Origin of the sequence: Collinsella sp. AM36-4AA, from assembly GCF_003467795.1 — a bacterium.
Classification (GTDB): domain Bacteria; phylum Actinomycetota; class Coriobacteriia; order Coriobacteriales; family Coriobacteriaceae; genus Collinsella.
Genome location: NZ_QSHS01000012.1, coordinates 32,146 through 58,081 on the forward strand (window position 1 = coordinate 32,146; position 25,936 = coordinate 58,081).

The 25,936-nt window shown below is 58.4% G+C and carries 25 protein-coding genes; 13 read left to right on the top strand and 12 right to left on the bottom strand.

Going from position 1 to position 25,936, the window contains the following annotated elements:
• The first annotated feature begins 37 nt into the window (after positions 1-37).
• From DW850_RS05225 to DW850_RS05250, 5 genes are all read left to right on the top strand, one after another.
• Complete coding sequence (locus DW850_RS05225) at positions 38-238, top strand: hypothetical protein (protein ID WP_089572807.1); 201 nt, start codon at positions 38-40, stop codon at positions 236-238.
• Entirely contained in the window at positions 235-924 is a 690-nt protein-coding gene (locus tag DW850_RS05230) for a radical SAM mobile pair protein A (RefSeq protein WP_055252677.1), read from the top strand. The genes DW850_RS05225 and DW850_RS05230 overlap by 4 nt, the downstream gene beginning before the upstream one ends.
• On the top strand, positions 912-1,820 hold the full coding sequence (locus tag DW850_RS05235) for a radical SAM mobile pair protein B (protein WP_055252675.1): 909 nt from the start codon (positions 912-914) through the stop codon (positions 1,818-1,820). Before DW850_RS05230 ends, DW850_RS05235 begins: the two co-directional genes overlap by 13 nt.
• 245 nt (positions 1,821-2,065) lie before the next feature.
• Entirely contained in the window at positions 2,066-2,302 is a 237-nt protein-coding gene (locus tag DW850_RS05240) for a hypothetical protein (RefSeq protein WP_147326463.1), read from the top strand.
• Between the two features lie 393 nt (positions 2,303-2,695).
• A complete protein-coding gene (locus DW850_RS05250) occupies positions 2,696-3,115 on the top strand; it encodes a YjdF family protein (RefSeq protein ID WP_117583313.1) in 420 nt (139 codons plus the stop codon).
• A 208-nt stretch (positions 3,116-3,323) separates the two neighbouring features.
• Here the strand turns inward: DW850_RS05250 and DW850_RS05255 are convergent, their stop codons facing one another.
• A complete protein-coding gene (locus tag DW850_RS05255) occupies positions 3,324-3,773 on the bottom strand; it encodes a hypothetical protein (RefSeq protein ID WP_117786445.1) in 450 nt (149 codons plus the stop codon).
• Between the two features lie 563 nt (positions 3,774-4,336).
• Between DW850_RS05255 and DW850_RS05260 the strand changes: the two genes are divergently transcribed.
• From DW850_RS05260 to DW850_RS05270, 3 genes are all read left to right on the top strand, one after another.
• The gene (locus DW850_RS05260) at positions 4,337-4,966 is read left to right on the top strand and encodes a class I SAM-dependent methyltransferase (RefSeq protein WP_117786446.1); all 630 of its coding nucleotides are present in this window, start codon (positions 4,337-4,339) and stop codon (positions 4,964-4,966) included.
• Complete coding sequence (locus DW850_RS05265) at positions 4,953-5,558, top strand: class I SAM-dependent methyltransferase (RefSeq protein ID WP_117786447.1); 606 nt, start codon at positions 4,953-4,955, stop codon at positions 5,556-5,558. The genes DW850_RS05260 and DW850_RS05265 overlap by 14 nt, the downstream gene beginning before the upstream one ends.
• Before the next feature lie 115 nt (positions 5,559-5,673).
• Positions 5,674-6,504, top strand: a complete 831-nt coding sequence (locus tag DW850_RS05270; protein WP_117786448.1) for a class I SAM-dependent methyltransferase — start codon at positions 5,674-5,676, stop codon at positions 6,502-6,504.
• A 412-nt stretch (positions 6,505-6,916) separates the two neighbouring features.
• Here the strand turns inward: DW850_RS05270 and DW850_RS05275 are convergent, their stop codons facing one another.
• The 4 genes from DW850_RS05275 to guaA form a co-directional block, all read right to left on the bottom strand.
• The gene (locus tag DW850_RS05275; protein ID WP_117786449.1) at positions 6,917-8,983 is read right to left on the bottom strand and encodes a DUF262 domain-containing protein; all 2,067 of its coding nucleotides are present in this window, start codon (positions 8,981-8,983) and stop codon (positions 6,917-6,919) included.
• A 9-nt stretch (positions 8,984-8,992) separates the two neighbouring features.
• Positions 8,993-10,351 (bottom strand): P-loop NTPase fold protein, encoded by a 1,359-nt coding sequence (locus DW850_RS05280; RefSeq protein ID WP_117583318.1) that lies wholly within the window; start codon positions 10,349-10,351, stop codon positions 8,993-8,995.
• Between the two features lie 34 nt (positions 10,352-10,385).
• Positions 10,386-10,607: a type II toxin-antitoxin system RelB/DinJ family antitoxin gene (locus DW850_RS10170; protein WP_158551530.1), complete on the bottom strand. Its 222-nt coding sequence runs from the start codon at positions 10,605-10,607 to the stop codon at positions 10,386-10,388.
• 211 nt (positions 10,608-10,818) lie between these two features.
• On the bottom strand, positions 10,819-12,417 hold the full coding sequence (gene guaA / locus DW850_RS05290; protein ID WP_117786450.1) for a glutamine-hydrolyzing GMP synthase: 1,599 nt from the start codon (positions 12,415-12,417) through the stop codon (positions 10,819-10,821).
• A gap of 267 nt (positions 12,418-12,684) precedes the next feature.
• On the opposite strand from guaA, the gene DW850_RS05295 reads away from it, so the two are divergent.
• Positions 12,685-13,698, top strand: coding sequence for an asparaginase (locus DW850_RS05295; protein WP_117786451.1), 1,014 nt, complete (start codon positions 12,685-12,687; stop codon positions 13,696-13,698).
• A gap of 22 nt (positions 13,699-13,720) precedes the next feature.
• On the opposite strand, the gene DW850_RS05300 is transcribed toward DW850_RS05295, so the two are convergent.
• Positions 13,721-13,939, bottom strand: a complete 219-nt coding sequence (locus tag DW850_RS05300; protein WP_035136926.1) for a helix-turn-helix domain-containing protein — start codon at positions 13,937-13,939, stop codon at positions 13,721-13,723.
• 76 nt (positions 13,940-14,015) lie between these two features.
• On the opposite strand from DW850_RS05300, the gene DW850_RS05305 reads away from it, so the two are divergent.
• Complete coding sequence (locus DW850_RS05305; RefSeq protein ID WP_117786452.1) at positions 14,016-14,405, top strand: hypothetical protein; 390 nt, start codon at positions 14,016-14,018, stop codon at positions 14,403-14,405.
• 9 nt (positions 14,406-14,414) lie between these two features.
• Here DW850_RS05305 and DW850_RS05310 read toward each other — a convergent pair whose 3' ends face one another.
• The 6 genes from DW850_RS05310 to DW850_RS05335 form a co-directional block, all read right to left on the bottom strand.
• Positions 14,415-14,798, bottom strand: a complete 384-nt coding sequence (locus DW850_RS05310) for a DUF1648 domain-containing protein (RefSeq protein ID WP_089572786.1) — start codon at positions 14,796-14,798, stop codon at positions 14,415-14,417.
• Between the two features lie 11 nt (positions 14,799-14,809).
• Positions 14,810-15,886, bottom strand: a complete 1,077-nt coding sequence (gene ychF, locus DW850_RS05315; protein ID WP_089572784.1) for a redox-regulated ATPase YchF — start codon at positions 15,884-15,886, stop codon at positions 14,810-14,812.
• A 114-nt stretch (positions 15,887-16,000) separates the two neighbouring features.
• A complete protein-coding gene (locus tag DW850_RS05320) occupies positions 16,001-17,254 on the bottom strand; it encodes a 4Fe-4S binding protein (RefSeq protein WP_117786453.1) in 1,254 nt (417 codons plus the stop codon).
• Positions 17,255-17,405: 151 nt separating this feature from the next.
• Positions 17,406-18,473 (bottom strand): glycerol dehydrogenase, encoded by a 1,068-nt coding sequence (locus DW850_RS05325; protein ID WP_117786454.1) that lies wholly within the window; start codon positions 18,471-18,473, stop codon positions 17,406-17,408.
• A 147-nt stretch (positions 18,474-18,620) separates the two neighbouring features.
• On the bottom strand, positions 18,621-19,721 hold the full coding sequence (locus DW850_RS05330; RefSeq protein WP_117563611.1) for a glycerol dehydrogenase: 1,101 nt from the start codon (positions 19,719-19,721) through the stop codon (positions 18,621-18,623).
• A gap of 83 nt (positions 19,722-19,804) precedes the next feature.
• Positions 19,805-21,028, bottom strand: a complete 1,224-nt coding sequence (locus DW850_RS05335; protein WP_117786455.1) for an iron-containing alcohol dehydrogenase — start codon at positions 21,026-21,028, stop codon at positions 19,805-19,807.
• A 500-nt stretch (positions 21,029-21,528) separates the two neighbouring features.
• On the opposite strand from DW850_RS05335, the gene DW850_RS05340 reads away from it, so the two are divergent.
• Genes DW850_RS05340 through DW850_RS10410 form a run of 3 tightly spaced genes read left to right on the top strand, consistent with a single transcriptional unit; the run spans position 21,529 to position 25,871 of the window.
• Positions 21,529-22,605, top strand: coding sequence for a hypothetical protein (locus DW850_RS05340; protein ID WP_117786456.1), 1,077 nt, complete (start codon positions 21,529-21,531; stop codon positions 22,603-22,605).
• Positions 22,605-23,648, top strand: a complete 1,044-nt coding sequence (locus DW850_RS05345; protein ID WP_117786457.1) for a hypothetical protein — start codon at positions 22,605-22,607, stop codon at positions 23,646-23,648. Before DW850_RS05340 ends, DW850_RS05345 begins: the two co-directional genes overlap by 1 nt.
• Before the next feature lie 45 nt (positions 23,649-23,693).
• On the top strand, positions 23,694-25,871 hold the full coding sequence (locus tag DW850_RS10410) for a MurT ligase domain-containing protein (RefSeq protein ID WP_233540622.1): 2,178 nt from the start codon (positions 23,694-23,696) through the stop codon (positions 25,869-25,871).
• Positions 25,872-25,936 lie beyond the last annotated feature (65 nt).

A 25,936-nucleotide genomic window follows, 5' to 3' on the forward strand; every position in this document is an offset into this window, starting at 1 on the left:
ATAGACACCTGTTTTTTATAGCTGAAAGGGAGCACGGATGACCCTGTGCGAGAAGCTCGGCATCGGGCTTGTCAGCCGATCGTTTTCCCATCGGGCCGTCTATCGAAACGGCGGCACGTCATACGATTTGAGCGATTGCGAGCCTGCTGCTTGCAAGCAAGATATCGAGGCTTTTGCCCGCAAGGTGGGGGAGGCTGATTGCGTGTTTACGGGAGAGGCAGGTAGGCAGGCGTTATGAGTATCTGCATCAAAAATCAGATTCAGAATATGAATATCGTCATCGGCTGCACGGTGGGGTGTCCATATTGCTATGCCCGTAACAATGTGAAACGTTGGCATATGATTGACGACTTCGCTGATCCTGCGTTCTTCCCGAGCAAGCTCAAGATGATGGAAAAGAAACGCCCGCAGAACTTTCTCCTTACCGGCATGAGCGATCTCTCCGGGTGGAAGCTGGAATGGCGAGACGAGGTATTTGCAAAGATCCATGAGAATCCACAGCATCAGTTCCTGTTCCTGACCAAGAGACCCGATTTGCTGGATTTAGATACCGACCTGGAAAACGCATGGTTCGGCGTTACGGTGACGAGGAAAGCGGAGCTGTGGCGTATCGACGCCCTTCGGAAAAACGTCAAAGCAAATCACTTCTTCGTTACTTTTGAGCCGCTATTCGACGATCCCGGTACGGTCGACCTTTCCGGAATCAACTGGATCGTCGTCGGTACCATGACCGGGGCGCAGAGCAGGAAGGTTCATACGGAACCGGAGTGGGCATGGTCTTTGACGGACCAGGCGCACGCGCTTGGCATTCCAATGTTTATGAAGGAAGACCTCGTCTCTGTCATAGGGGACGAAAACATGATTCAGGAATTGCCGGAAGAATTCGAAAGAGTGCTGGAGGTGCAGAGAACATGGCGGAAGTGATCGATGGAATCCTCATCAATGAGGTGGAAGCAAAGAACATCATGACCAAGTCCAGCCTGCCGGTAGGCGGCTACTCGGTCAATCCCTATGTAGGCTGCACGCATGCCTGCAAGTATTGCTATGCCTCCTTTATGAAGCGCTTTACCGGACACAAGGAGGAATGGGGCACCTTTCTTGATGTGAAGCATTGGCCGGAAATCAAGAATCCGAAGAAATACGCTGGACAGCGGGTGGTTATCGGTTCTGTGACGGATGGCTACAATCCACAGGAGGAGCGATTCGGGAATACCAGGAAACTCCTGGAGCAGCTGATTGGCAGCGATGCAGATATTCTGATCTGCACAAAGTCCGATCTTGTGGTACGGGATATCGATCTGCTGAAGAGGCTTGGACGAGTGACCGTTTCATGGTCGATCAACACGCTGGATGAGAACTTCAAGAACGATATGGACTCCGCGTCGAGCATCGAGCGTCGTATCGCTGCTATGAAGCAGGTGTATGACGAAGGTATCCGTACGGTCTGCTTCGTGTCCCCGGTATTTCCCGGCATCACGGATTTTGAGATGATTTTTGAGCGAGTAAAAGATCGGTGCGATTTGTTTTGGCTCGAAAATCTCAATCTTCGGGGTGGTTTCAAAAAAGCGATCCTGGATTATATCGCCGAGAAACATCCCAATCTCGTACCGCTTTACGATGAGATCTATAACAAGCGCAACCGTAGCTATTTTGAAGCGCTTGAAGTAAAAGCCGAGGAAATGGCCAAGAAGTACGATTGCCCCTTTGTGGACAACGAAATGCCTTATGGCAGAGTCCCCCAGGGGCATCCGGTGATCGTGGACTACTTCTATCACGAGGAAGTCCGAGGGTCGGATAATAGCGGAAAAAGAAATCGTTAAACGGAAACCGACGACGATTCGCTCGAGCGATTAGCGTCCACGCGTGGCTTCTGCCGATTGGCGCAACGGGCGACGGATTAAGGGATCGCTCGGGCGGATGATCCCGCTGCAGTACAGGCGGTCGCTCAATTTAGCGGCATGAGCGTTTTCGCACGAAAAACCAGTATCTTGTACCGTGGGTGCGCGACGGCACGTTTCTGCAGGGTGCGACATGGCGCGAGAGCCTCGGACGATACGAGCGCTTCGTGCACGAGCGCGGAGCTGGCCGCGTGCTGCTGCTGGAGCTTGGCGTGGGCGAGATGACCCCCGGCATCATCACGCTCCCGTTCTGGAGCATGGCCGCAAAGCTGCCGGATGCGCATCTGTTGAGCGTAAACATCTCGGGCGACTCAGCCCCCTTGCAGCTCGGAAGCAAGGCGGAGGCAATCCAGGCCGATTTGGGCGCACTGCTCTCGGCGGCGCGGGTGGGCGACGGTGCTTAAGCCTCTTTGTTAGTCGCTTTGAGATAATCCTCGTCGTTCACAGGCTCCAACCACTCGTTGGAGGTCTCCTCGCCCGGAACCTCCAGCGCGAGATGGGAGAACCAGCCGTCGGGCGCGGCTCCGTGTCAATGCTTCACCCCCGGGGCGATGTTGACCACATCGCCCGGGCGCAGCTCCTGTGCCGGCTTTCCCCATTCCTGGTAAAACCCTCGACCAGTCACAGCATGCCGGCAGCGAGGTCAATGCGCATTCGCTCATGCTACAATCCAACCACCAGAGATGAAAACACAGTCCCCGTCGGGTAGTCGTGGGCGTGCGGGAGTCCGCATCAGTAACCTGCCTCCTTGGTTGTCCCTTCTCTGCATGGTCATCTACATAAAGGAGGAACCAACCATGCAGATCAGCGTGTCATCCACCCTGACCGTATATCACGACGGCCAATTCTGGGTCGGGCTGGCGGAGCATGTCGAGGACGGCAGATACGGCGCCGCCCGCATCGTCTTCGGTGCAGAACCGTCCAATGAGGAAATCCTGCAATTCGTTACAAGCAAATGGGCGAAGCTCTCGTTCTTCGGTGACGAGGCCACGGAAACAAGCAAGCCCGCGAAGAATCCCAAGCGACGCGCTCGCGAGGCAGCGAAAGCCCTTAAGCGGCCCGCGGTGAGCACCAAGGCACAACAGGCGCTCGCAGCACAGCGGGAAGCGATGAAGCGGGAATCGGCCCGCGCAAGAAGCCAGTGTCGCGCGGATGAGGCGGAGGCGCGCTTCGAGCAGCGGAAGCTGAAGCGCAAGCAGAAGCATCGTGGGCATTGATCGCCATGTGCAGCAAGGCAGACCATATACAGCAGTGGGGCCAGTTCCACTTGAAGCCGACGCCGCGTAGACGCTGATGGTGACGGCTATGCACGGGCACGGGCGAGCCACTGCACTTCACAGCTTGTTTCTCAAGCATTTGGGACGCACACGCGGCGTTCAAAAATGCGGAGCGACTCCGCATGGCTCGAGACTGAGCCGAGGTGCCCTACTTCTCGCCCTCCAGCAGCCCCACGATACGGTCGATGTCGACGGCGAAGCGGGGCCTTCCCTCGCGCTCGTAGCGGTCGAGGTACGCCTGGCACTCGGAGACAATGCGCTTGGTGTTGCCGTCGATGATGCGCTGGAGCGTCTCGTAGTAGGCCGAGCCCTCGGTCCTGAAGCGGCGCTGGTAGGACTTGGTTATGGGGAACATCTTGATGTAGTGGATGCTGTGGCGACAGCCGGGGCGCGTCGTGGGGCGGGGTGGCAACGCAAAGTACTGGTCTTTGGGCACGTTGGGGGCGATGTTGGAATGCAGCGGCACGGCGAAGTCCCTGCGCTTTCCGCGGAAACGCAGCCTCACCACCACGATGCAGGGGAGATTGTGCTTAAGCATGAGCTCGCGGTCGCCCTCGACGAGGTCGAAGAAGTCCTGGGAGATGGATACGACCCTCACCGGTTGCGCCTCTTCATACGAAGTGGGGCCCGCATCGCTGCAGGCCCCTACAGGTGGGCGATATTCTACGCCTTGCGGCACCCCGTCGCCCACGGAGGTTAAACGTACACGTAAGCCGTACTCTGAAAGCCGCGGCTTCCGGCAAGCAGTTTATACCACGAAAGGTCGCTTTCAACGCGCATAGCTCGCAAAATAACACTCGCTAGGCCGTCGCCCCTGGCCGTTACCCTCCAATCTTCATTGGAGTCAGCAGGTCAATTCATATAGTTATGGGGGTGTATCCTAAAGGAAATCAAATTAATACCCCCATAACTAAGGAATTTTCTATTCCCACTCAATGACTAGAGCCCTGGTGTAATTGGCTGGATCACCGTTCCGGGAACCGGTATCGACCTACCTGTCCGCCAAGCTCCTTCTTCAGCTCCAGCCTAGTATCTGATTCGCGCCGTTATAAGCGAAAACCGAAGAGATGCGTCTTAGCCAAGAAAAGAAGGTTAGCCTCATCTTACTGCATGATTCGTGTGTTATAGTTAGATGGCTCTAACTGTTTGGGGGCGACAGCCATGCACGAACGTGAGGGTTTCTGGGACAAGAACGCCGGTCGGTATGACCGTTTCATGCGAAACGACCGGGCGGCGTATGAGAAGATGTATGGGCTGATCCGGCCGGTGGTGAAAGCAAAGACCGTGCTGGAGGTTGCTACCGGCACGGGGCTTATCGCAAAGAGCGTCGTGGATGCGGCGGCGCGCATCGAGGCTACGGACGCCTCTGCAAAGATGATCCTTGAAGCAAAGCGGGACAATCAATCCGCAAAGCTGCACTTTTCCGTACAAGATATGTTCCGCCTGCCCTATGCACAGAAGTCCTTCGAAGTGGTGATCGTGTCCAACGCACTTCACATAGTGCCGCATCCGGAAAAGGCCCTGCACGAAATCAGGCGGGTGCTGAAGGACGACGGCGTGCTCATCGCACCAACCTTCACCCACGCGGGGAACTCGGTTTCCGGCAAGGCAAAAGCCTTTTTCATGAGTATGGCGGGATTCCCCCTCCACAGCAGATGGACAAGCGAGGAATACCTGCGTTTCCTGCGTCAAAACGGCTGGGCGGTGCGGAAAAGCGCGGTGCTGAAGGCCTCGTTCCCGTTGACCTATGCGGAATGCACGAAATCGGAGGGGCCAGATGTCGTTCTTTGAAAACACCCGCAAGCCCGTGGGCCTCGGCGGAAAACTTATGGTTGCCATGATGAATCTGGGCCACAGCCCTGTGGCGCGGTGGGGACTTCGATTTCTACGACTTGCGCCAAATGCCAAGGTGCTGGATTGCGGCTGCGGCGGCGGGGCGAACATAAAACGGCTGCTGAAAAAATGCCCGCATGGCGTCGTCAAGGGCGTCGACTATTCGCCCGTCAGCGTGGAGAAGGCTAGAAAGCTCAACCGAACTGCAATTCAGGAGGGGCGTTGCGCCGTCTTGCAAGGCAGTGTGGCGGATATGGCGTTTGAGGATAGCTACTTCGATGCTGCCACGGCCTTTGAAACCGTCTATTTTTGGCCTGATTTGCCCCGATGCTTCCGTGAGGTCTGGCGGACGCTGAAGCCAGGCGGGACAATTCTTATCTGCAACGAAAGCAATGGCGATACGGACAAGGACGAGAGGTGGACGCAGATCATCGGCGGCATGACCATCTACAAGGACATTGAATTAAAGGCATGTCTGGAGCAGGCGGGTTTTCACGAGGTGCAGATACACAAAAAGAAAAAGTGGCTCTGCGTCACGGCGCGGAAGTAGGGGCATCAAGCACGGGTATTTTTGCATCCATCCTGCACATGGCGATAGGCATGACGGTCATAGCGGCTATGCTGGCGGCAATTATGACAGTTTTTATTCACTGAGGAAGAAACCTATGAAATGTAAAATTGAGAAAAACACCGTGCAGGAGACGCTGATCCTCCCGCTGTATTCCCGGAAGCTGTGTACGGAGTTGTACCCGAACCTTTACAGGGATGAAACAGCGGTTCGTCTGCTCGACCAGATCGACTACGACTTTTCAGAGGCAGAGAAAAACTCCCGCAGCCTGATGCAGCGCTTTGGTGCGCTGGAGGTGGCCACACGGCAGGGTGATCTTGCTTTCGAGGTGCGGGATTACCTGAAAGACCACCCCAATGCGGCGGTGGTCAATCTGGGCTGCGGGCTGGACAACACCGGCAGAACCTGCGACAACGGTAGATGCAAGATCTACAATCTGGACTTCCCGGATGTGATTGCCTTGCGGCAGCAGCTGCTGCCCGCCGGGGATCGAGAACAAAATATCCCCTGCGACCTGAAAGACACCGCATGGTTTGGCAAAATCGATGCCTCCGGCGGGGCGGTGTTCTTTGCCTCCGGAGTGTTCTATTACTTTCTGACCCAGCAGGTCCGGGAACTGGTGCGGGGGATGGCGGACGCTTTCCCCGGCGGTGTGCTGGTCTTTGATGCTGCCAATCGGACGGCAGTAAAGATGATCGCAAAAACATGGCTTAAGACTGCAAAAATCAAGGATGTGGGGGCATATTTTGCGGTTTCGGATGCCGCCAAGGAAATCGGCACGTGGAACAGCCGTCTGCAGGTCACAAGTCGCGGCTATATGCTGGGTTACAACGATTTGAGAGACCCTTCTGTCAGCGGCTTTTTCCGGTTTCTCGCAAGGGTCGGTGACAACGGGATGAAAATGCAAATCGTGAAAATAAGATTTTGAGAGGCAAAAACGAAGCGCATTCACTTTGACGTTGAAGAAGACGGATTTTACGGCGCATATTGGGCGTGCAAGGGCACGCATACAGCAGCGGGCACGGATTCGATTGAAACCGTGCCCGCTATCTGATACTATATTATTATATCGAACGTCTGTTCTATTCCAACTCAATAGTTAAAAACTATCTCCGGTTTGTTCCAGTTTGCCGCAGTTCGCACCAGTTTGTCCCATTTACACCCAGTCTCAAAATCGCCGTGAATCCATGGGGCCAAATCTTGGTCACGGATTTCGGGGCGGGGCAGGGTGTTTTAGCGGGTCAAGGTGGGTCACGGCAAACTGCGATAGCAGCTAATGATCACATGGACATTGCATGTCAGAGGAGGCAGGGTAGAGAAGCCTCTACAGGCCCCAGCAGCTACGATGGATCCCCGACCTTCGACTTGTACAGCTCGATCAGAAGCTCTGAGCAGTCAATGCCCGCTGCCTCAAAAACGATCTTCAGCGTTTCGATTTTCACATAAGTCGAGCTTCCGGGATTGAAGTAGATTCCCTCACCGACTTTGAAGCAATAGTCGCTTTCTTTCCATGAGAAATACCTTCCCGGGAAGTCCGAGCCCTCAGGGACGAACTTATGGAAGACGACTGGATCAAGCTCGTAAACCATGGAAAGCACGCCGCAGATCATGTCAACCCAGGTCTTCGCCGTGAAGCGAGATCCCATGAAGCTGTATGCGGCGATCTGCCTGCCGGTGAACGAGAAATCATCGTCGAGGGCATGCTCCTCGTAGGCGTCGTTGCCCCACTCGAAGTCGGACTCGATGGATGGCCAAAGCTCAAGGAACTTCCTCTTCATGAGCTCGTTGCGAGCCTTCAGCTGCTCCTCGCCCCAGGCCTCCTGCTGGCAGACGAAGCCGTTGATCCTGAAGCCAGACTGCTTGAAGCCGTTCTCCATGTCCCGCTTCTCGGCAAAGCGCCTGTTGCTGTATTTGGAGTTGTATGCGGTAAGCGTCAGATTCGCCATGCTGTTCAGCCACCTTGCGTGAATTGCGGCGAACTCAACGCCCAAATCCTGCTGCCAGCTTGTCGAAAGCGTCTGGGGCATGATGTGCTCAATGCTGAAAGACTCATCGCGAAGGTTGTCGACGACGTTGACCCTTTCGAGGCTGTCTCCGTTTTCAAGACGATCGAAGAGGTAGTACTTGTAGCTCGCGATCCTGTAGAAGTCCCTCTCTTCGAACGCTTGAATGAACTCGGCGTCGTCGGGGAAGTGGCCGCTGCCCTCCTTGGAGAGGAGAACTTTGTTCAACACGTCAGGATATGAACCGCCGTCTTTGACGCCTCTCAAAACCTCGCTGTGCAGAGTCTCGAAGACCTTGTTGAGCGCATTTGTGGGAACCTTGCAGACCCAGCGCCTGAAAAGGTAGGTCTCGACGGATTTGAGCGCCTCGATCACCTGCTGGTCGCTGATTCCTCCACAGCGCCTGTATTCGAATAGATTAAGCGTGAACGGGTTCATGACGCTCATGTCCAGCAGAATAAGTCGCCTCAAAACCGCATCAAGCCGATGGTTTCCAGAATCGGCGTCGTTAATCGCCTTGTAATGCTTTGAGTACTTAAGAAGTTCCTCAAACAGGACTTTCGTATCGAATGCCTCCGCTTTTACATAGTCCTTGAACACGGAATAGACCTTCTTGATTGCGGGGGTCTTCCTGCGGACGGCAGCAAGCCAATCACGAGCAAAGGAGCTTACGTCGTAGCCGGTATTCTTCTCGATCTCGTTCCAGTACTGCTCGTAATACTCTTCCTGCATTTGGGCATCCAGACCCATGAGGATAAAGTTGCGGATCTTGTCGCCCTCGTTCAGGTCGAGGCCTGTCGAGTTGAGGCTCTCGAAGATTCGCTGGGCGTCATCCTCCTTGTCAAGCTTGATGTCGATGATCATCAGGCGCTCGATGGCATCGCGCAGCTGATCGGCCGTCAGCCTTGTCTTGTCGATACGGCCGCAGAAATAGATGTAATTCTGGGTTACGTTGGAGTCCTGGATGAACTTCTCTGCGTCAGCGGAGTAAAGCGCCTCAAAGGCAGCCTGGTCGTCCTTGATGAGCTTCAGCTTCAGCTTTCGCTCGGACTTATGCCATTTGTCGATGAGGTATTCCTCGTTGATCATGTCGGCCAGATTGTCGTCTTCGGAGGCGATGGCGCCTTCCCTGAGCTTGCTCACAAGCGCAAGGAGAAGGAGGTAAGACGTGGTGATCCTTTGCTGGCCATCGATGACGATGCGTGTGTCGGGGCCATCTGCTTTGGAGACGATGCTTCCAAAGAAATGACTCTCCACGCCTTCTGAAATGACATCCTCGAGGTCGTCGAACAATTGCTTGCAGTTTTCGATCTTCCAGTCGTAGTTGCGCTGATAGACGGGGATAACAAATCGAGTTTTCGTGCCTTCGAGCAAGTTAAGAAGGTATCGTTCTTCGCCTTTCATCTGTTACTCCTAGATAATCTTTGCTAAACGCGGGAGCGAGTCAAATCCCCAGCTTCTTCCAATAAGAACTTGATAGGAATGCTGGTATTTAGAATTGTTTCTGTCTTTGCACCAAATCATGTAGACCAAGGTCTCGAGGAGCTCGTGCCTTGCACCTACCTTGTCTTCGTCGGAAGGGGTCTTTCCCTCCTCGAACTTTATGTACGACCCCCATGTTGCATCCATAAACTCCATCGCCGCTTCGCTCTTAGAGAATGCATGATAAAGAGGCTCAATTTCAAATTTCTGAACCACAGAGGCAAACGCGTCGGCGTCAAATACTTTCAAGGCGAGCATAGTCGGGACCAGGCCGGCATCGGCAAACGCTCGAACCCGGTCGTCTACAAATCCATCGCGGCTTTCCAATACTAAAGGGCGAACTCTGAAAAGCTCAGTCAGATACCTGTTGGCGTCCCTCATCGTCATTCCGTATGCCTCTGCAAGCTCATACGCAATTACGTCAAAGCGGTTGGAGGTTTTTATGAAGCCGTTCGCTTCTAGCTGCTTAAAGCTATCGACCTTTCTTAGAGGGATGGTTAGATCGTAGAAACGCGACAAATAACGTCGGCCGTCAAAACCTTGCCCATACATGCCTTCAACAACATGTGATAGTTGATTGGCGTTGACCGAATACACGATGACTACTCGATCATCTGTAAACAGATTCTTCAACTGCTCGAGCACCTTCATTGCAAAAGAAGGACGGCAACGATCGAGCTCATCGACAATGAGAAGCAATGTGTTGGCTTTTTCAGGGAGAGCTACATCTACCAGGTTTGAAACAGAGGACCTTAGCGTTTCTCTGTCACGATAAGCCTGGATTAAATCTCTGCCCGAAAAAGCGTCTCTTAAAGAGCTGGCTCCGCCATGTCCAAAGACCCCCAATATGGCGTCGAGTGTTCCGGCAATCTTTTCGCCAGCTTCGGTGTCACTGCGAAAAGAGGCGCATGCATCGCCTTGGAGGGCTATAGATGCTGCAATCGAAGGCAGCGGATCATCCCAATGGTCATTTTCCCAGGCGTTGTAGTATACGGGCAAGAAGCTGTTCAGCTCCATATAGGGTGCAAGCTCGCGATTGTTGTCAAGCAATCCGTCGAGGTCTCCGTGAGACTCAAGAAAAGGATTAACCTCTTCAAGGATGCAGGCCACCTGTCTAACGAAGAATGTCTTCCCGCTTCCCCAATCAGCGTCGACGAACAGGGAAAACCCGCCTTCGATGGATTTGAGTATCCCGGCAAACTCGGCGAGATCTCCATTCCTCCCGAGGGCGTCGTTGTGCAGCAGCTTAACAAGGATGTCGCGTGTAGGTGCTGAATCGATTCTTCGCATGTTACTTACTCTAATCCCACTCAATAGTTAGAAACTATCTCCAGTTCGTTCCAGTTTGCCTCAGTTTGTCCCACTTGCATCCAGTCTCAAAATTGCCGCGAATCCAGACCTCGAAGGGTGTCCTCTGCTCCCTCACGGCCTGCTTGAGGAACATGTTGATCGCCTGGGTGGTGCTGATGCCGAGCTTCGAGAAGAGCTTCGCAGCGTCGTCCCTCGTCTGCCTCTCCATGCGTACGGTGACGTTAACTGTCTCCATGCGGACCTCCTTGCCTCGTGTGTGCGCAATACGGCGATTGCACGCGCGGCAGGCGGTATGTTCCTGGAATCCGTCATGGTGTGGCGGATATCCGTCACGTGGCGACTGGAATATGCCGTGACCCGCTCCCATATACAAAGATAGCACCCATGATGCAGTGCGCCATGGGTGCTATCTAGGTTTTCATGCACGTAAATTGCACATATTTTAACTACTCCCACTCGATGGTCGCGGGCGGCTTGGACGTAATGTCGTAGCATACGCGGTTGGCGCCAGGGACCTCGGCAACGATGCGGCCGGAGATGCGGGCCAGGACGTCGTAGGGCAGCTTGGCCCAGTCGGCGGTCATGGCGTCGCTGGACTCCACGGCGCGCAAGATGATCGGGCGCTGATAGGTGCGCTCGTCGCCCATAACGCCAACGGACTTGATGTCGGGCAGGACCGCAAAATACTGCCAGCAGCTGTGCTCGGAGTTGCGCTCGCCGGTCTGCTCAAACAGACGCTGGTTATAGGCGTCGAGCTCCTCGCGCACGATGGCGTCGGCATTCTTGAGGATCTCGAGCTTCTCCTTGTCGACCGCACCGATGATGCGGATGGCCAGGCCCGGGCCCGGGAAGGGCTGACGGAACACGATGTGACCCGGCAGGCCCAGCGCCAGGCCAAGCGCGCGGACCTCGTCCTTAAAGAAGTGATCGAGCGGCTCGATAAGGTCGAAGTGCACGCCCTCGGGGAACGGAATCAGGTTGTGGTGGCTCTTGATGGTGGCCGTCTTGCCGCCCGTCTTGCGAGCGCCGGACTCGATGATGTCGGGGTAGATGGTGCCCTGAGCCAGGTACTTGACCGGCTTGCCATCGGTCTCGAGCTGCTGCGCCACGGCGAAGAACTCTTTCCAGAACTGCGTACCGATGATGCGGCGCTTCTCCTCGGGCTCGGTCACGCCGGCCAGAAGCTCGGCATAACGGTCCTCGGCGTGGACGTGGATAAAGTCGACGTCAAACTGCTTGGTGAAGACCTCCTCCACCTGCTCGGGCTCACCCTTGCGCAGCAGACCGTGGTTGATGAACACGCAGGACATCTGCTTGCCCACGGCGCGGGCGCCCAGCGCAGCCACGACGGAGGAGTCGACGCCACCGGACAGGGCCAGAATCACGCGGTCGTCGCCGACCTTCTCGCGGAACTCAGCCGTCATGGTCTCGACCAGGTTGTCCATGCTCCAGTTGGGCTCCAGGCCGCAGATCTCAAACAGGAAGTTGCTCAGCAGCTGCTGACCGTACTCGGAGTGCTTGACCTCGGGGTGGAACTGCGTGGTGAAGATCTTGCGCTCGACGCACTCCATGGCGGCAACCGGGCACACGTCGGTGCTGGCGGTAACGGTAAAGCCCTCGGGCACCTCGGACACGGCGTCGCGGTGGCTCATCCACACGGTCTGCTCCATGGGCGTGGAGTTAAAGAGCTTGGCGCCGGCCGTACGCGTGATGGTGGCGCGGCCGTATTCGCCCACCTCGGAGTGGCCGACCTTGCCGCCGAGCGTCACGGCCGTGATCTGATGGCCGTAGCAAAAGCCCAGGACGGGAAGGCCCAGGTCAAAGATGGCAGGATCGATGGACGGAGCGTCCTCGGCATACACGGAGGCCGGGCCGCCGGAAAGGATGAGCGCAGAGGCGTTCATCTCGCGAATCTCGTCGGCCGAGATGTCGCAGGGGACAATCTCGGAATACACGTTGAGGTCGCGGACGCGACGGGCAATGAGCTGACCGTACTGCGCACCAAAGTCGAGTACGAGGACCTTTGCGGAAGCCTTTTGATCCATGGTTTCCCCCTCTTGTTGGCGGGGAGCCGGTGCCCACCCGCGTGAATGAACGAAAATAACTTTCATAGTGTACACGTTATATGGGGTTTCTCGTCCCTCGCAGCCATCAGCGCACGGCAAACGCACGACCGGGGCCCTATTTGACGGCGAATGAAGTGTTTCCAAACGTTACAGATGATGTAATACGTTTGAACATTGGACGCCCTGTGCCACAATACTGCCGAACGGCTCCGCCTCTGCGGCGGCAAATACGATAGGAATACCAGCATGAAGCGCATCCTTCTCATCGCCACGGGCGGCACCATCGCATCGACCGAGGACGGCAACGGCCTCTCCCCCGCCCTGACCGGTGAGGAGCTCGCCCAGAGCGTCCCCGAGATCTCGGGGCTCTGCGAGCTCGACGTGGTGCAGCCGATGAACATCGACAGCACCAATATGCGCCCCAGTGACTGGATGCGTATCCGCGACGTCATCGTCGAGGGTTATGCCGACCACGACGGCTTCGTGATTCTGCACGGCACCGACACCATGAGCTACACCGCGGCGGCGCTTTCCTACCTGATTCAGGACAGCCCCAAGCCCATCGTACTCACCGGCTCGCAAAAGCCCATGGGCAATCCCTTTACCGACGCCAAGCTCAACCTGTACCAGAGCCTGCTCTATGCGCTCGACGAGCACTCGCACGACGTCTCGATCGTGTTTGGCGGCGTAGCCATTGCCGGCACGCGTGCCCGCAAGCAGCGCACCATGAGCTTTAATGCGTTCATTAGCGTCAACTATCCGCCCATTGCCTATATCCGCAACGACCGCATCGTTCGCAACGGACTCCACGGCACTCACCAGAACGAGAACCCGGTTCGTTTCTACGACAGCATCGACCCGCGCGTATTTGTACTCAAGCTTACGCCCGGCGTAAACCCGGGCATCCTCGACGCCCTTGCCGATAGCTACGACGCCGTGATTCTGGAGACCTTTGGCATTGGCGGTATCCCCGAGTTTGGTGAGTCGGGCGAGTCGTTCCAAGAGGCAATTTTCCGCTGGGTCGATTCGGGTCGCACCGTCGTTATGACCACGCAGGTCCCCGAAGAGGGCCTCGATCTGGGCGTTTACGAGGTCGGCCGTGCTTACGCCGATCATCCGGGCATTCTGCGCGGCGACGATATGACAACCGAGACGCTCGTGGCCAAAACCATGTGGGCACTCGGCCAGTCACGTGATGCCGCCGAGATCCAGCGCCTGTTCTACAGCCAAGTCAACCACGACCGCATCCCGATGGCGTAATTCAGTTGTCGACGGGTATCCCCTATTCGATGCCCTCGAGAAGCTCTGATACCGTCATGCCGAGTGCGGGCGCGATCTTAAATAGAACCTTGAGCGTGAAATTTGCCGTTCCATCTTCGATTCGGTCGAGGTAGGGTCGGCTGATTCCTGTCGCCACACAAAAATCAACCTTGGAGATACCAAGGTCTCTGCGTGTCTCTTCGACCCGCCTGCCAAGAATCTGTTTCGCACGTTCGTCCATGCAGCCGAGTTTGAAATGGAGCTGAACAAAAACGTAAACTATAGTTTACGTTTTGCCGAATACACAGGAGTTTTCTATGTCGGGTTCTTCGGTCCGCATGTACCGAGCCATGCTTCGCACAAACAGCGCACCGCCCAAGCTCGTCGTCGTTGAAGCTGAATGCCTTTCGCCCGATGAGCGCACAGCATTTGCATTGCTATCAAGTCGCGTCGCCGCCGTTCTGGTCCCTTGCCCGGCGCAAGGTGAACTTGCCATCCAATGCCAAGCGCACAGCTGCTCGCTCAATCAGGCTGCCGTAATCGCAACCAGCCAACGCGGTCTGCCCCTTCTCCTGGAAGCCGGTATCGCGCTCGCCCTTCGCGGCGCCGGATACGAAAACGAGGCCGCCGCCGACATGGTCTTTAAACCACGATCGAGCGGCGGCCTCGCAGCAGCCATTGAATATGCGTGCAGGCTCGTTGCCTAAAAGGACAAGCTAGAAACCAAAGCCAAAGCCCGTGCCGGTTATCGCCGAATACATAAAGTAGACGTTGATTACGTTGAGGAACACGCCCGTGATGCAGCCGTTTCGCAGGTAGCGCTCGCACACGATGCGCGCCATGGCGGCGGAGTCATCATTGTTTTTAGCCTGGCGTCCTGCCGTAAAGTACGTCGCCACGCTCAGCAGCAGGTTGAGCACCGGCAGTGCCAGCAGCTCGTAGCTCTTGCCCCAGCGCGTCACCTCACCGGCCGCGTTAAACTTCGTTGCCACCTCGGGACCAATGTTGGGGATAACACACGCTGCGACCACCAGCGGAATCACCGCAAGTACGAGCAACGCAATACCCATGTAGCCAGCTTTTTTGCCATATTTAAACATATGCGTCGTCCTTACACGTTAAAGCGGAAGTGCACGACGTCGCCATCGGCCATGACATACTCTTTGCCCTCGATACGCAGCTTACCGGCGGCCTTGGCGCCCTGCTCGCCACCGAGCTCGATGTAATCGTCGTAGCCAATGACCTCGGCCTTAATAAAGCCGCGCTCAAAGTCGGTGTGGATGACGCCGGCGGCCTGCGGAGCGGTTGCGCCCTGACGAACCGTCCAGGCCTTGACCTCCATCTCACCAGCCGTAAAGAACGACTGCAGGCCAAGCAGCTTGTAGGCGGCCTGCGCGAGCACGTCCAGGCCGGGCTGCTCCAGGCCCAGGCTCTCCAGGTAGTCGGCAGCGTCCTCGGGATCGAGCTCGGAAAGCTCGGCCTCAATCTTGGCGCAGATCGGCAGCGGCTTGACGCCATCGATGGGCGCCAGGTCCTCGTTGAGCATATCCTCGTCCACGTTGGCCACATACAGGATGGGCTTCATGGTGAGCAGGAACAGGCCCTTGGCGGCGGCGCGCTCCTCGTCAGTCATCTCCATGGATGCGGCGCGCTTGCCCTCGTTGAGCCAGGCAAGCAGACGCTTGGCGACCTCAAACTTGGGCATGAGCTCCTTGTCGCGCTTGGCCTCCTTCTCGAGCTTGGGCAGCTGCTTCTCGAGCGTGCCCATGTCGGCCAGGATGAGCTCGGTCATGATGGTGTCGGCATCGCCGGCGGGATCGACGAACTCGCCGGTGCGGCCCACCTCACGCATGACGTTGGGGTCCTTAAAGTAGCGCACGACCTCGCAGATGGCGTCGGTCTCGCGGATGTTTGCCAAGAACTGGTTGCCCAGACCCTCGCCCTCGTTAGCGCCCTTCACCAGACCTGCGATGTCGACGAACTCGACCGTAGCCGGCACAATGCGACCCGGGTTGACGATGTCGGCGAGCTTTTGCAGGCGGCTATCGGGCACATCGACGATACCCACGTTGGGGTCGATCGTGGCAAACGGGTAGTTGGCGGCAAGGCCGGTCTTTTTGGTAAGCGCGGTGAACAGCGTCGACTTGCCCACGTTGGGCAGGCCCACGATACCGATGGAAAGGGACACGACAGCTCCTTTTGATACAGGTACTTCAAACTGCATAAGTATAGCGCCGCCGCAGCATCCAGGCGAACCCGGGCGCCACGGCGGCGCAAATGAAGCAGAGATTGGGGTCGCCGACTAGTCTGCGAGCTTTTCCACCTGGTCGAGCACCTTGTTGAGCTTTTCCTTTGCCTCGGCCTTGACCTTCTCAGCTTCTTCGTGAGCCTTCGCCTTCTGGGCGGCCTTTTCCTCGGCTTCGGGGTCGACGACAACCAAGTTGGACGCATCGTGTTCGACCAGCTTGAGCGCATGTTCGGGACAAACCTTGACGCAGGCTCCGCAACCCAAACAATACGTGGACTCCAACGCAAAGCGGCCGCTTCCCACCAAATCGCAGGCGAACGTGGGGCATACATTGACGCACTCGCCGCACGACGTGCACTTGTCAAAATCGCACTCCGGCGTGCTCACCTGCATGTTCTGGGCAAGCTCGGGGTGGTTTTGCAGCGTCGAGAGTACCAGCTGGCGCCCATGGGTGAGCGAGCGGCGACGCTTGGTCGTCGTGGTACCGCACATGGTGTTGAGTGTGCGCTCCAGCTGGGTAATCTGATGGCGATGGGCTTTGAGCTTCTGCGTCACCGAAGCCAGTGCCGCCGTCGCCGGGTTGAGCTTTGTCACGGTAAGGCCCGTGGTACGGGCGATCTTTTCCATGTATTCCTTGCGCTCGTACTCGCGGCGCTTATGGCATTTGAGGCTCTTGGGGTCGACCTCCAGGCCCATACCCGTACCAGCCCATTCCTCGGCCTTCGCAATCGCCTCGCCCAGCATGTCCTCGCCACCGGTGTTGCGGCATTTATCGCACACGCCCAGCGGCAGATACACACTCACGTTGGGATAGTCGGCCAGTACCGAGAACCAGGTCTCGGCTGTAATATCGCCCACGCAGGCTACGACGACCTCGTTCTCGCGCGGCATGCGCTTAAGGGCACGCGTGCAGGTAACGTAGGCGGTCTCGTGGCTCGTAGCTGCCGAGACAATGTCGTCATACAGGTTTTTGGGCGCCAGGCGCGGCGAGATGATCGCCTCAGTCGGACAGGCAGCGGCGCACAGGCCACACTTGCGACAGGAATCGAGGATCTCGATGGCATCTTCCTCGACCTCGATGGCGTTGACCGGGCACACGTCCATGCACGCGGTGCAGCCACTCTTTTCGTTTTTGCAGGTCAAGCACGGAATGGTGTTGCCGCGCGGACGCTCCTTGTAGTCAGCAGGATTCCACTGCGGCGCCGACGGATCGAGCGCATCGGTCACACCGCCAAGCGGGTTTTTAAGAAAGTCGAAACCCTTGCTGATCTCGATAATGTCATCAAACAGATCGTGTTCCTGCGCCATGCGCGGCCCCTCCCTGAGCAGTGCAAACAAGCAAGAGATAATGATACGCTATCGGCCCACGCCTCGGGCAAATTACACGCGGAGCATCTTTGCGGCAAATAGCCCATGGCCTATCGCCGCCTCGATTGCACAAGGCCAATCAAGCGCCAAACTATGCCTCGCGCATGAGCTGCACGAGCTTTTGTTTGGTCACCTTGGCCTGCTCGTTGGCCATGTTACGCTCGTTCTTAAAAGTTGCGTCCGCAACGCTCAGCAGATCGGCATCGGAAATCTCGCCAAGGCCCAGCTCCTCGAGCGTCGTCGGCAGACCGACGCGCCGGCAAAACTCGAGCACCTGATCAAGCTCGGGCGCACGCTCCAGGCGCAGCTGCACCACCAGGCCAAATGCCACGGCCTCACCATGCATGGCCTTGCACTCGGGCAGAATCGTCAGGCCGTTGGCGATGGCATGGGCAAGCGCTAGGCCACCGCTCTCAAAGCCAACACCCGAGAGCAGAATATTGCACTCGATCAGGCGCTCAACCGCCGGCGATATACGGCCCTTTTTGAGATCGCGCTTGGCAGCGACGCCGCACTCCATGAGTGTGTCATAGCAGGCACGAGCCGCAACCAGGGCCAAGTGCCCCGGCGTGCCACCGTGCTCGTTGGCGCCGTGCGCCGCGGCGCACGAACGCGCCTCGAAGTACGTTGCCAGCGCATCGCCCATGCCAGCGACCGTCATACGCAGTGGGGCCGCCGCGACCACGTTGGTATCGACCACGACCAGATCTGGATTCTTCTCGAGCATCAGGTAGCGGTCGAACGACCCATCCTCGTGATACAGCACCGAAATCGCACTGCACGGACCGTCCATCGAAGTCGCCGTGGGGCATACGCACAACGGCAGCTCAGCATAAAACGCAACGGCCTTTGCGATATCGAGCATCTTGCCGCCGCCAATGCCCACCACCATGTCGCAATACTCGGCCTGGGCTTCCTTGGCCATTTCGACAACGGCATCTTCCGTACACGGACCGTTGTAAATCTTAAAGAACGGCTCGCTTAGATCTTCATCCAGAAATCCATCGACGATCTGCCTGCACAGCCGATCCTCGGCGCCCTGGTCAAACAAGACATAGGCAGCGCAGCCCAACCATGACAAATACCTGCCCTGACGCGAAAGTTCGCCCGGCCCCTGAACATACCGGCCGGGACCGCCGTAAACCATAGGAAGCGCCATACGAGAATCCGCCCTTCATCAAACAACGATTGGTGCAAAGTAACCTGACCCCTTTGCACCAACTTGGTGCGATGGGGTCAGGTTAGTTTGCACCATAGCAAAAAGGGGCAAAGCCGTCTGCTGGCTTTGCCCCTTCCTTAGCTTGATTTACTCATCCATGAGATAGTAGTGTCCCAGCGCGTCGGCACCCAGGATGGCGTTTGCGACCATCTCGGGCGTCACCTCAAACGGCATATTGCACATGGTGTCATCGGGCGCGCAGGCGGCCTCGGCAACAATCATGGCCTGTTCGCGCGTAAGCTCGGCAACGCCAAGTTCCTTCATCGTGACCGGCAGGCCCAGCTCAATGCAGAAGCCCAAGACTTCCTCGAGTTTCTCAGTCGGAGCATCCTCGAGTACCAGCTGAACGATGGTGCCAAAGGCGACCTTCTCGCCGTGATACATGCCGTGGCACTCGGGCAGCATCGTCAGGCCATTGTGGATGGCATGAGCAGCAGCAAGGCCCGAGCTCTCAAAGCCAATGCCCGAAAGCAGCGTATTGGCCTCGATGATATGCTCGACGGCAGGCGTGAGCGCACCCTTCTCCAGCGCGACCTTGGCCTTGACGCCATCGGCCATAAGCGTCTCGTAGCAGAGCTTGGCGAGCGCCAGACCGGCCATGCCGCCCTTGCCGCCAGCGCAGGTGCCACCGTCGGCATCATGCGTCGCCTGGGCCTCAAAGTAGGTTGCGAGCGCATCGCCCATACCGGAAACCGTCAGGCGCACCGGGCTCGCCGCGATAACCGTCGTATCCATCAGGACAATGTTGGGGTTTGCCTTAAGGAAGAGATATTTATCGAACTGGCCATCGTCGGTGTAGAGCACCGAAAGTGCCGAACACGGGGCATCGGTCGAAGCAATGGTGGGGCAAATGATAACCGGGGACTCCAGGTAATAGGCGACGGCCTTCGCGGTGTCGAGGATCTTGCCGCCACCGACGCCGACGATGATGTCGCAACCGTTGTCGCGAGCGAGCGCAACCAGGCGATCGACCTCGCCCTTGGAGCACTCGCCGTTAAAGTCCTCAAACAGCAGCTCGGCCTTAGCCTCGGCAAAACCGCCCTCGATCTTGGCACCGACGCGCTTCTTGCCCGAAGGCGTCACGATGACGAGGGCCTTAGCGCCGAGCGGCTCGACATAGGAGCCGAGCTTGGCGAGCTCGTCCGGACCCTGGATGTACTTGCTGGGGCTATTGAAAATTGCAGCCATAACTATCCCATTCTCTAAAAGAAAAAAGAAAGGGGCTCCGTACAGATACGTGCGGAGCCCCTCGTTACGATAACAAGAGTCGATTAGAAATCGATGTCGGTGTCGTAGTAGCAGGCCTTGAGAATCTTCTCGAAGTCGGCAGCCTTGGTCTCACGCGGGTTCTCGGGCGTGCAGGCGTCCTGCTCGGCGTTCGCGGCGATCTCGGGGAGCTTGGCGAGGAACTCCTCCTCGGAAACCATCTGCGGGTTCTCGGCGTCGACCTTCACGCCACCATTCGCGTAATCCTTGATGGACTGCGGAATGTTGAGCTGGTCATTGAGGTCGCGAATCTTCTGGACGAGCGCAGCGATGAGCTCCTCGTTGGTCTCGCCGGGAAGGTGCAGGATCTCCTTGGCCACGTAAGCGTAACGCTCAGCAGCACGCGGGTCCTTGGAGTTCCACTGGATAACCTTGCCCAGGTACATGGCGTTAGCGGCACCGTGGATGATGTGGCCGTTCTCGAAGGCAGCACCGGTCTTGTGAGCCATGGAGTGAACGATGCCGAGCAGGCCCGAGGAGAAGGCGATACCGGCGATGCACTGAGCCTCGTGCATGTGCTGACGGGCCTCATGGTCGCCAGCATAGGACTTGGGCAGCCACTCGACGATCTCGCGGATGCCGTGCAGGGCGTTGGCGTCGGTGAACATAGAGGCGCAGGTGGAAACGTAGGCCTCCATGCAGTGGGTCAGAGCATCCATGCCGGTGTGAGCGCACAGCTTGGCGGGCATGGTGTAGGTGAGCTCGGGGTCGACGATGGCGACATCAGGGGTGATGTTGAAGTCGGCCAGCGGGTACTTGATGCCCTTGGCGTAGTCGGTAATAACGGAGAACGCGGTGACCTCGGTAGCGGTGCCGGAGGTAGAGGAGATGGCGCAGAAATGAGCCTTCTGACGCAGCTCGGGGAAGCTGAACGGCTGGATGATGTTGTCGAAGGACTCCTCGGGATACTCGTAGAAGACCCACATGGCCTTAGCGGCATCGATGGGCGAGCCGCCGCCGATGGCGATAATCCAGTCGGGCTCGAACTCGCGCATGGCCTCGGCGCCCTTCATGACCGTCTCGATGGACGGGTCGGACTCGACGCCCTCGAACAGCTTGACCTCCATGCCGGCCTCTTTGAGGTCGGCCTCGACGTCCTGCAGGAACCCGCCGCGGCGCATAGAGCTGCCGCCAGAAACGATGATGGCCTTCTTGCCCTTGAGGTTCTTCACCTCGTGGCGAGCGCCCTCACCAAAGTACAGATCGCGAGGATTGGTAAAACGTCCCATACTGTGCCTCCTAAACAAGCCCCTCTTAGACTTGTGTATATAACGGAGCACCCGATTGGCTCCGTTAGGACCGTTTTGCGCGTTGCCGGCGATGACAACGCACGATGTCTAAACGTCTCAACGCTCAGACAAACACTATTTTACCGTTCTGGTTGGTCAGTTATTCACCTAAAGCCAACAATGATGAAACGTTTTTTCTATCCCTGAAGACCCTTGTGGGGCATTCATACTCCCAAGCTGGGCAAACGTTTTATCAAGGTTGACCACATATCCCGGGCAGGACGGTGCCCCTCCAAAATGCGCCCCGTTCGCCGCCAAAAATCGACCGTTTGCGGCACCGTGATACCACTCAGTCGTCCAAGGCGCCGACATTTGTGCGACATCCGTCTTCGTGGTGCAAAGGTGCATGTCCAAGTGCGGCACCCCCGGTGTGCCACATGCGGGTAAACTAGAACCTTATATAGAGACATTTGAACCCTAACCGCAGCAAAGGAGGCCCCATGGCATTCGATCCCATTCAAGAGGATTGCCATCGCCTCGTTCTTGAGGCCTTGCGCCGCGACAATATCCCGCTCACCGACGGCCCCGCCGTCGAGCGTCTGATGGAGCAATTCACCCGCAACCCCGCGCCGCTCATCGTGCACGACCGCGACCGCGCCGGGCATCTGATTGCCAAGGTGGTCGAGGCCGTCGACTACCGCATTCCCTTTATCCCCGACGATGCCCAAGCCGAGCAGGAAGAGGCCGCTGCCGAGAACATGCTTCGCGAGGCCGCCGCACTCGATCCGGCCAACTGGGATGCGCAGCGCATGTTGTGCGCCCTCACCGCTGACTCCAACGAGGAATACGTGCAATATCTGGTGTCCAAGTGCGACGAGGTGGAGCACGATCTGGCGCTCAAGATTGCCTCGGCGCAGGACCCCTACGAGCGCGAGGCCGCAGGCGACCTGACCCGCCGTCCCTACCTGCGCTGGCTTGCCGCCTTGGCATCGCGCGCGCTCATTAGCGGCCGCTACCGCATGTCGCTCGAAGCCGCAAACCGCAGCCTCGACTTTGCCCCCAACGATCCTGCCGGCGTCCGCCACACCGCAATGCTCGCCATGGCAAAGCTCGAATACCCCGCTGAGGAGCTCAGGCGCTTTCGCTCTGCCCACTCCGTCCCCTATCTCGCCAACACGCCGCTGCGCCGTCGTCCCAAGGATGCAGAACGCGACTTGGACCCGTGGACGCTCATCGCGCTGATGAGCGCTGCCTGGCGCGAGCTGGATTACGAGGGCGCCGAACACTACCTGCGCATCCTTGCGCGCTCGTGCCCGCACGCAGCCGAGGCGCTCTACTTCCAAACCGAGTTTCCCGATGGCGTCTATGCCCGCGTCAACGTGGGTGCAGGCTCCACCGACGAGCTTGTCCTTGCGCTGTCCGAGGCGACGCCGGTACTGCAGGAGGGCCTGGGCGCCCCCGACAACGCCAGCTTTGCCGCCTGGATCGCCACCAACGACATCGTGCGCTCCCAGATCGACGAGCGCATCCTGCGCGCGGCCGAGCAGGGGCTTCCATTTAAGGGAGGGGACCTCTAATGGATCCGAGCGTCTACATCCCCGCCTACCTGGAGCGCACCTATCTGGCGTCGCACCCCGAGCTCACCGATGCAGCACGCGAGCTTGTCCATAACGACATTAGCGCGAATCCTCAAAAGTATGCGCAGGCCGAGCATGCCCAGGCACTGCTGTCCTATGCCGGCGTTCATCGCCACCTGCTCGACGAGCTCCATCGCATCGAGGACATGGGCAGCGACGAGGAGTTTGAGCAGACGCGCAACCGCCTGTTCGACGACATGCGTGATGAGCTGCTCAAGATCGTCCGCGTCGATGCGCTGGCCGTCGATGCCCAGCTGCTCGCCATCATTTTGGCGGACACGCCCGTCGACGCCTGCCTGGGCGACCTGATGAAGCTCGAGACGAGCACGGCCGACTACCTGCAACAGAGCGTGCCCGGGTTTGATATGGAGGCCCCGCACTATTGGGCCAATAATGTTTTGGCCGACGGTGTCACCGCAGCGGACCTTACCGTGAGCGAGCCGGCCCTTATCGGGTGGCTTCACACACTCGAGGCCATCTCGCAGCTGTGCATGGCGAGCGCTCGTTACCGCGCCGCCGCCAACTATGCTCGCCGTGTCCTTAAGGCGGAGGGCTATCCCACCCGGGCCGCCGGCACCGTATTGCTTGCCCTCGCCCGCTTGGAAGACCAGGACGGCTTTTTTGCCCTGGCGCATCAGCTCGAGGAACAGATGGGGGCAGACGCACTCGAAAACTCTCCTTGGTACCTGCTCGCCCGCACGATCTTGCTGTTCAAAACAAACAAGATGCGCCCGGCGGTGCGTGCGCTGCGTGAGTTCGCTAACCGTTGCGAGGGCGGCGCGTTCTTTTTGCTGAACCCCATGTATCAGACACCGTACCTTCCCTGCCGGCCCGAACCGCACGACCCCTGGGACCTTTCGCATCAGGCAGTTTGGGAAGCCGACGGCATTATCTCGGACACCCCCGACTTTGCCCCCTGGGCCAACGCCTGCGAAGATGTATCGCAGCTCGCCCAGGAATTTGCGCGCCGCTACGGCTTTTAGCGACGCGATCGCCCCGACCATGTCATCTATGTTAGGAACGGCTTCATGAACCTCCGCTCATCTCTCGCCTGCACCTCGAGCGATATCGCCCGCTGGGGACTGCGCTCTGTCCTCAAACGCCAGGGTGGCGTGCTTCCCGGCCGCATCGCCATGAAGATCGACCCCGAGCTGCTAAGCGACCTCGCGAGCCTGGTCGACCGCAGCGTGGTGATTACCGGTACTAATGGCAAGACCACCACCTCCAACCTCATCGCTGACGCCGTTGCTGCCAGCGGCGCTACCGTGGTGTGCAACCGTGCCGGCAACAATATGGAGCCTGGTGTGGTGGGTGCTCTGCTCGAGGCCCGCGGCAGCCTTAAGCACACCAGCAGCGGCAAGCGCGTGGGCGTTTTTGAGTGCGACGAGCTCTACACCGTACGCGTTCTGCCCAAGCTCAAACCGACGTACTTTGTGCTGCTCAACCTGTTCCGCGACCAGCTAGACCGCTACGGCGAGATCGACCATACCCAAGACGTCATCGCCCATGCGTTGGAGCTCTCTCCGACGACAACGCTCATCTACAACGCCGACGATCCGCTGTGCGCCTCGATCGCCGCGCGCGTCCCCAACACGAGCATCGCCTTTGGCATCGACGGCGCCACGGGCACCGAGTCCGACCGCATTAGCGACTCGCGTTTTTGCTCGCAGTGCAACGCCCCGCTGGAATACGACTATGTGCAGTACGGACAGCTGGGCGCCTATCATTGCCCTTCGTGCGGCTGGGGTCGCCCCGCGCTGCTCCGCCGCGTGACGGGCGTTGAGCTCGGCTGCGACGGCTACGGCTTTGACCTGGCCTTTGGACCCGAGGCCAACGCGCCCGCCGTGCACATCGCCACGCGCTACAACGGCCTGTACATGGTCTATAACGTCGCCGCCGCCTTCTTTGCGGCGCACGAGCTGGGCGTGGACGCGGCGCACCTGCAGCCCACGCTTAATGCCTACGTGCCCGCCGGCGGACGCATGGGCCGCTGGGATATTGCCGGCCGCACCGTCGAGGCCAACCTGGCCAAGAATCCCGTGGGCTTCGATCGCCAGATCCAGTCCATTAAAACGGCAGGTGGCAGGCTCTGCGCCTTCTTCCTAAACGATAACGATGCCGACGGCCACGATGTCTCGTGGATCTACGATGTCGACTTCGAGCGCATCGCCGACACGCCGGATCTTGTCGCCTTTGCCGGAGGCACGCGTGCGCACGACATGCAGGTACGCCTCAAGTACGCCGGCATCGACGCCGCCATTATCTCGGACGTCGCGCAGGCAATTGGCGCCATGGCAGACGAGGCCGCCGATGACACCTTCTACGCCGTCGCCAACTACACGGCCTTCCCGCCGCTGGTCAAAGAACTCGACGGGCTGAAGGGTGCCGATGCAGCCACGGTTGCCGCCCGCGCCGCAGTCCGTGCCGACGGCAGCGCTCTTCCTGTCGGTATCGCGCCAGTCGAGCTCTCGCGCCCGCTGCGCATCGTCTACCTGTATCCCGATGCCCTCAACCTCTATGGCGACGGCGGCAACGTCATCGCCCTCGAGCGCCGCTGCGCCTGGCGCGGCATCCCCGTTCGCGTGGATGAGGTCCGCATGGGCGAGGTGCTCGATCTGCATGATGCCGATATCGTCATGATGGGCGGCGGATCCGATCGCGACCAGCTAGCCGTGGCACACGAGCTGCTCGCCCAAAAAGACAAGGTCGCAGCCTATGTTGAGGACGGCGGTTCGCTGCTCGCCATCTGCGGCAGCTATCAGCTGCTCGGCCGTTCGTACTATATGGGCGAAAATCGCATCGAGGGCCTGGGCGTCATTGCCGCCGAGACCGTACGCGGCTCCGACCGCCTGATCGGCAACGTCGCCGTCAAGACCGACCTGGCACCCGAGCCCTTTGTGGGATTCGAGAACCACGGTGGCCGCACGCTTTTGGACGCCGATGCCACGCCGCTCGGAACGTCCGTCGTCACGGGCACCGGCAACAACGGCGACGATGGCTTTGAGGGTCTCATCTACAAGGGTGTCATCGGCACGTACCTGCATGGCCCGGCGCTGCCCAAGAACCCCGAACTCGCCGACTGGCTCATCGCGCACGCCCTCGAGCGCCGTGGCGACACACAGGCCGCCGCCCTGCTGCCGCTCAAACCCCTCGACGACACCTACGAGCACGCCGCCCACGACGCCGCCATGAAGCTCCTCCCCTAACGCCCCAACCACCACAAAGGGGACAGGTACCTTTGTGGGGTTGATTTTCAATCTCAACGCAACAG

What these genes read in the sequence shown, in the direction of transcription:
- DW850_RS05320 (WP_117786453.1), bottom strand. Translation starts at nt 17,254, where the DNA reads ATGGCGCAGGAACACGATCTGTTTGATGACATTATCGAGATCAGCAAG.
- DW850_RS05225 (WP_089572807.1), top strand. Translation starts at nt 38, where the DNA reads ATGACCCTGTGCGAGAAGCTCGGCATCGGGCTTGTCAGCCGATCGTTT.
- DW850_RS05340 (WP_117786456.1), top strand. Translation starts at nt 21,529, where the DNA reads ATGGCATTCGATCCCATTCAAGAGGATTGCCATCGCCTCGTTCTTGAG.
- DW850_RS05280 (WP_117583318.1), bottom strand. Translation starts at nt 10,351, where the DNA reads ATGCGAAGAATCGATTCAGCACCTACACGCGACATCCTTGTTAAGCTG.
- DW850_RS05295 (WP_117786451.1), top strand. Translation starts at nt 12,685, where the DNA reads ATGAAGCGCATCCTTCTCATCGCCACGGGCGGCACCATCGCATCGACC.
- DW850_RS10170 (WP_158551530.1), bottom strand. Translation starts at nt 10,607, where the DNA reads ATGGAGACAGTTAACGTCACCGTACGCATGGAGAGGCAGACGAGGGAC.
- DW850_RS05300 (WP_035136926.1), bottom strand. Translation starts at nt 13,939, where the DNA reads ATGGACGAACGTGCGAAACAGATTCTTGGCAGGCGGGTCGAAGAGACA.
- DW850_RS05260 (WP_117786446.1), top strand. Translation starts at nt 4,337, where the DNA reads ATGCACGAACGTGAGGGTTTCTGGGACAAGAACGCCGGTCGGTATGAC.
- DW850_RS10410 (WP_233540622.1), top strand. Translation starts at nt 23,694, where the DNA reads ATGAACCTCCGCTCATCTCTCGCCTGCACCTCGAGCGATATCGCCCGC.
- DW850_RS05310 (WP_089572786.1), bottom strand. Translation starts at nt 14,798, where the DNA reads ATGTTTAAATATGGCAAAAAAGCTGGCTACATGGGTATTGCGTTGCTC.
- DW850_RS05345 (WP_117786457.1), top strand. Translation starts at nt 22,605, where the DNA reads ATGGATCCGAGCGTCTACATCCCCGCCTACCTGGAGCGCACCTATCTG.
- DW850_RS05250 (WP_117583313.1), top strand. Translation starts at nt 2,696, where the DNA reads ATGCAGATCAGCGTGTCATCCACCCTGACCGTATATCACGACGGCCAA.
- DW850_RS05305 (WP_117786452.1), top strand. Translation starts at nt 14,016, where the DNA reads ATGTCGGGTTCTTCGGTCCGCATGTACCGAGCCATGCTTCGCACAAAC.
- DW850_RS05265 (WP_117786447.1), top strand. Translation starts at nt 4,953, where the DNA reads ATGTCGTTCTTTGAAAACACCCGCAAGCCCGTGGGCCTCGGCGGAAAA.
- DW850_RS05325 (WP_117786454.1), bottom strand. Translation starts at nt 18,473, where the DNA reads ATGGCGCTTCCTATGGTTTACGGCGGTCCCGGCCGGTATGTTCAGGGG.
- DW850_RS05235 (WP_055252675.1), top strand. Translation starts at nt 912, where the DNA reads ATGGCGGAAGTGATCGATGGAATCCTCATCAATGAGGTGGAAGCAAAG.
- guaA (WP_117786450.1), bottom strand. Translation starts at nt 12,417, where the DNA reads ATGGATCAAAAGGCTTCCGCAAAGGTCCTCGTACTCGACTTTGGTGCG.
- DW850_RS05275 (WP_117786449.1), bottom strand. Translation starts at nt 8,983, where the DNA reads ATGAAAGGCGAAGAACGATACCTTCTTAACTTGCTCGAAGGCACGAAA.
- DW850_RS05330 (WP_117563611.1), bottom strand. Translation starts at nt 19,721, where the DNA reads ATGGCTGCAATTTTCAATAGCCCCAGCAAGTACATCCAGGGTCCGGAC.
- DW850_RS05230 (WP_055252677.1), top strand. Translation starts at nt 235, where the DNA reads ATGAGTATCTGCATCAAAAATCAGATTCAGAATATGAATATCGTCATC.
- DW850_RS05335 (WP_117786455.1), bottom strand. Translation starts at nt 21,028, where the DNA reads ATGGGACGTTTTACCAATCCTCGCGATCTGTACTTTGGTGAGGGCGCT.
- DW850_RS05270 (WP_117786448.1), top strand. Translation starts at nt 5,674, where the DNA reads ATGAAATGTAAAATTGAGAAAAACACCGTGCAGGAGACGCTGATCCTC.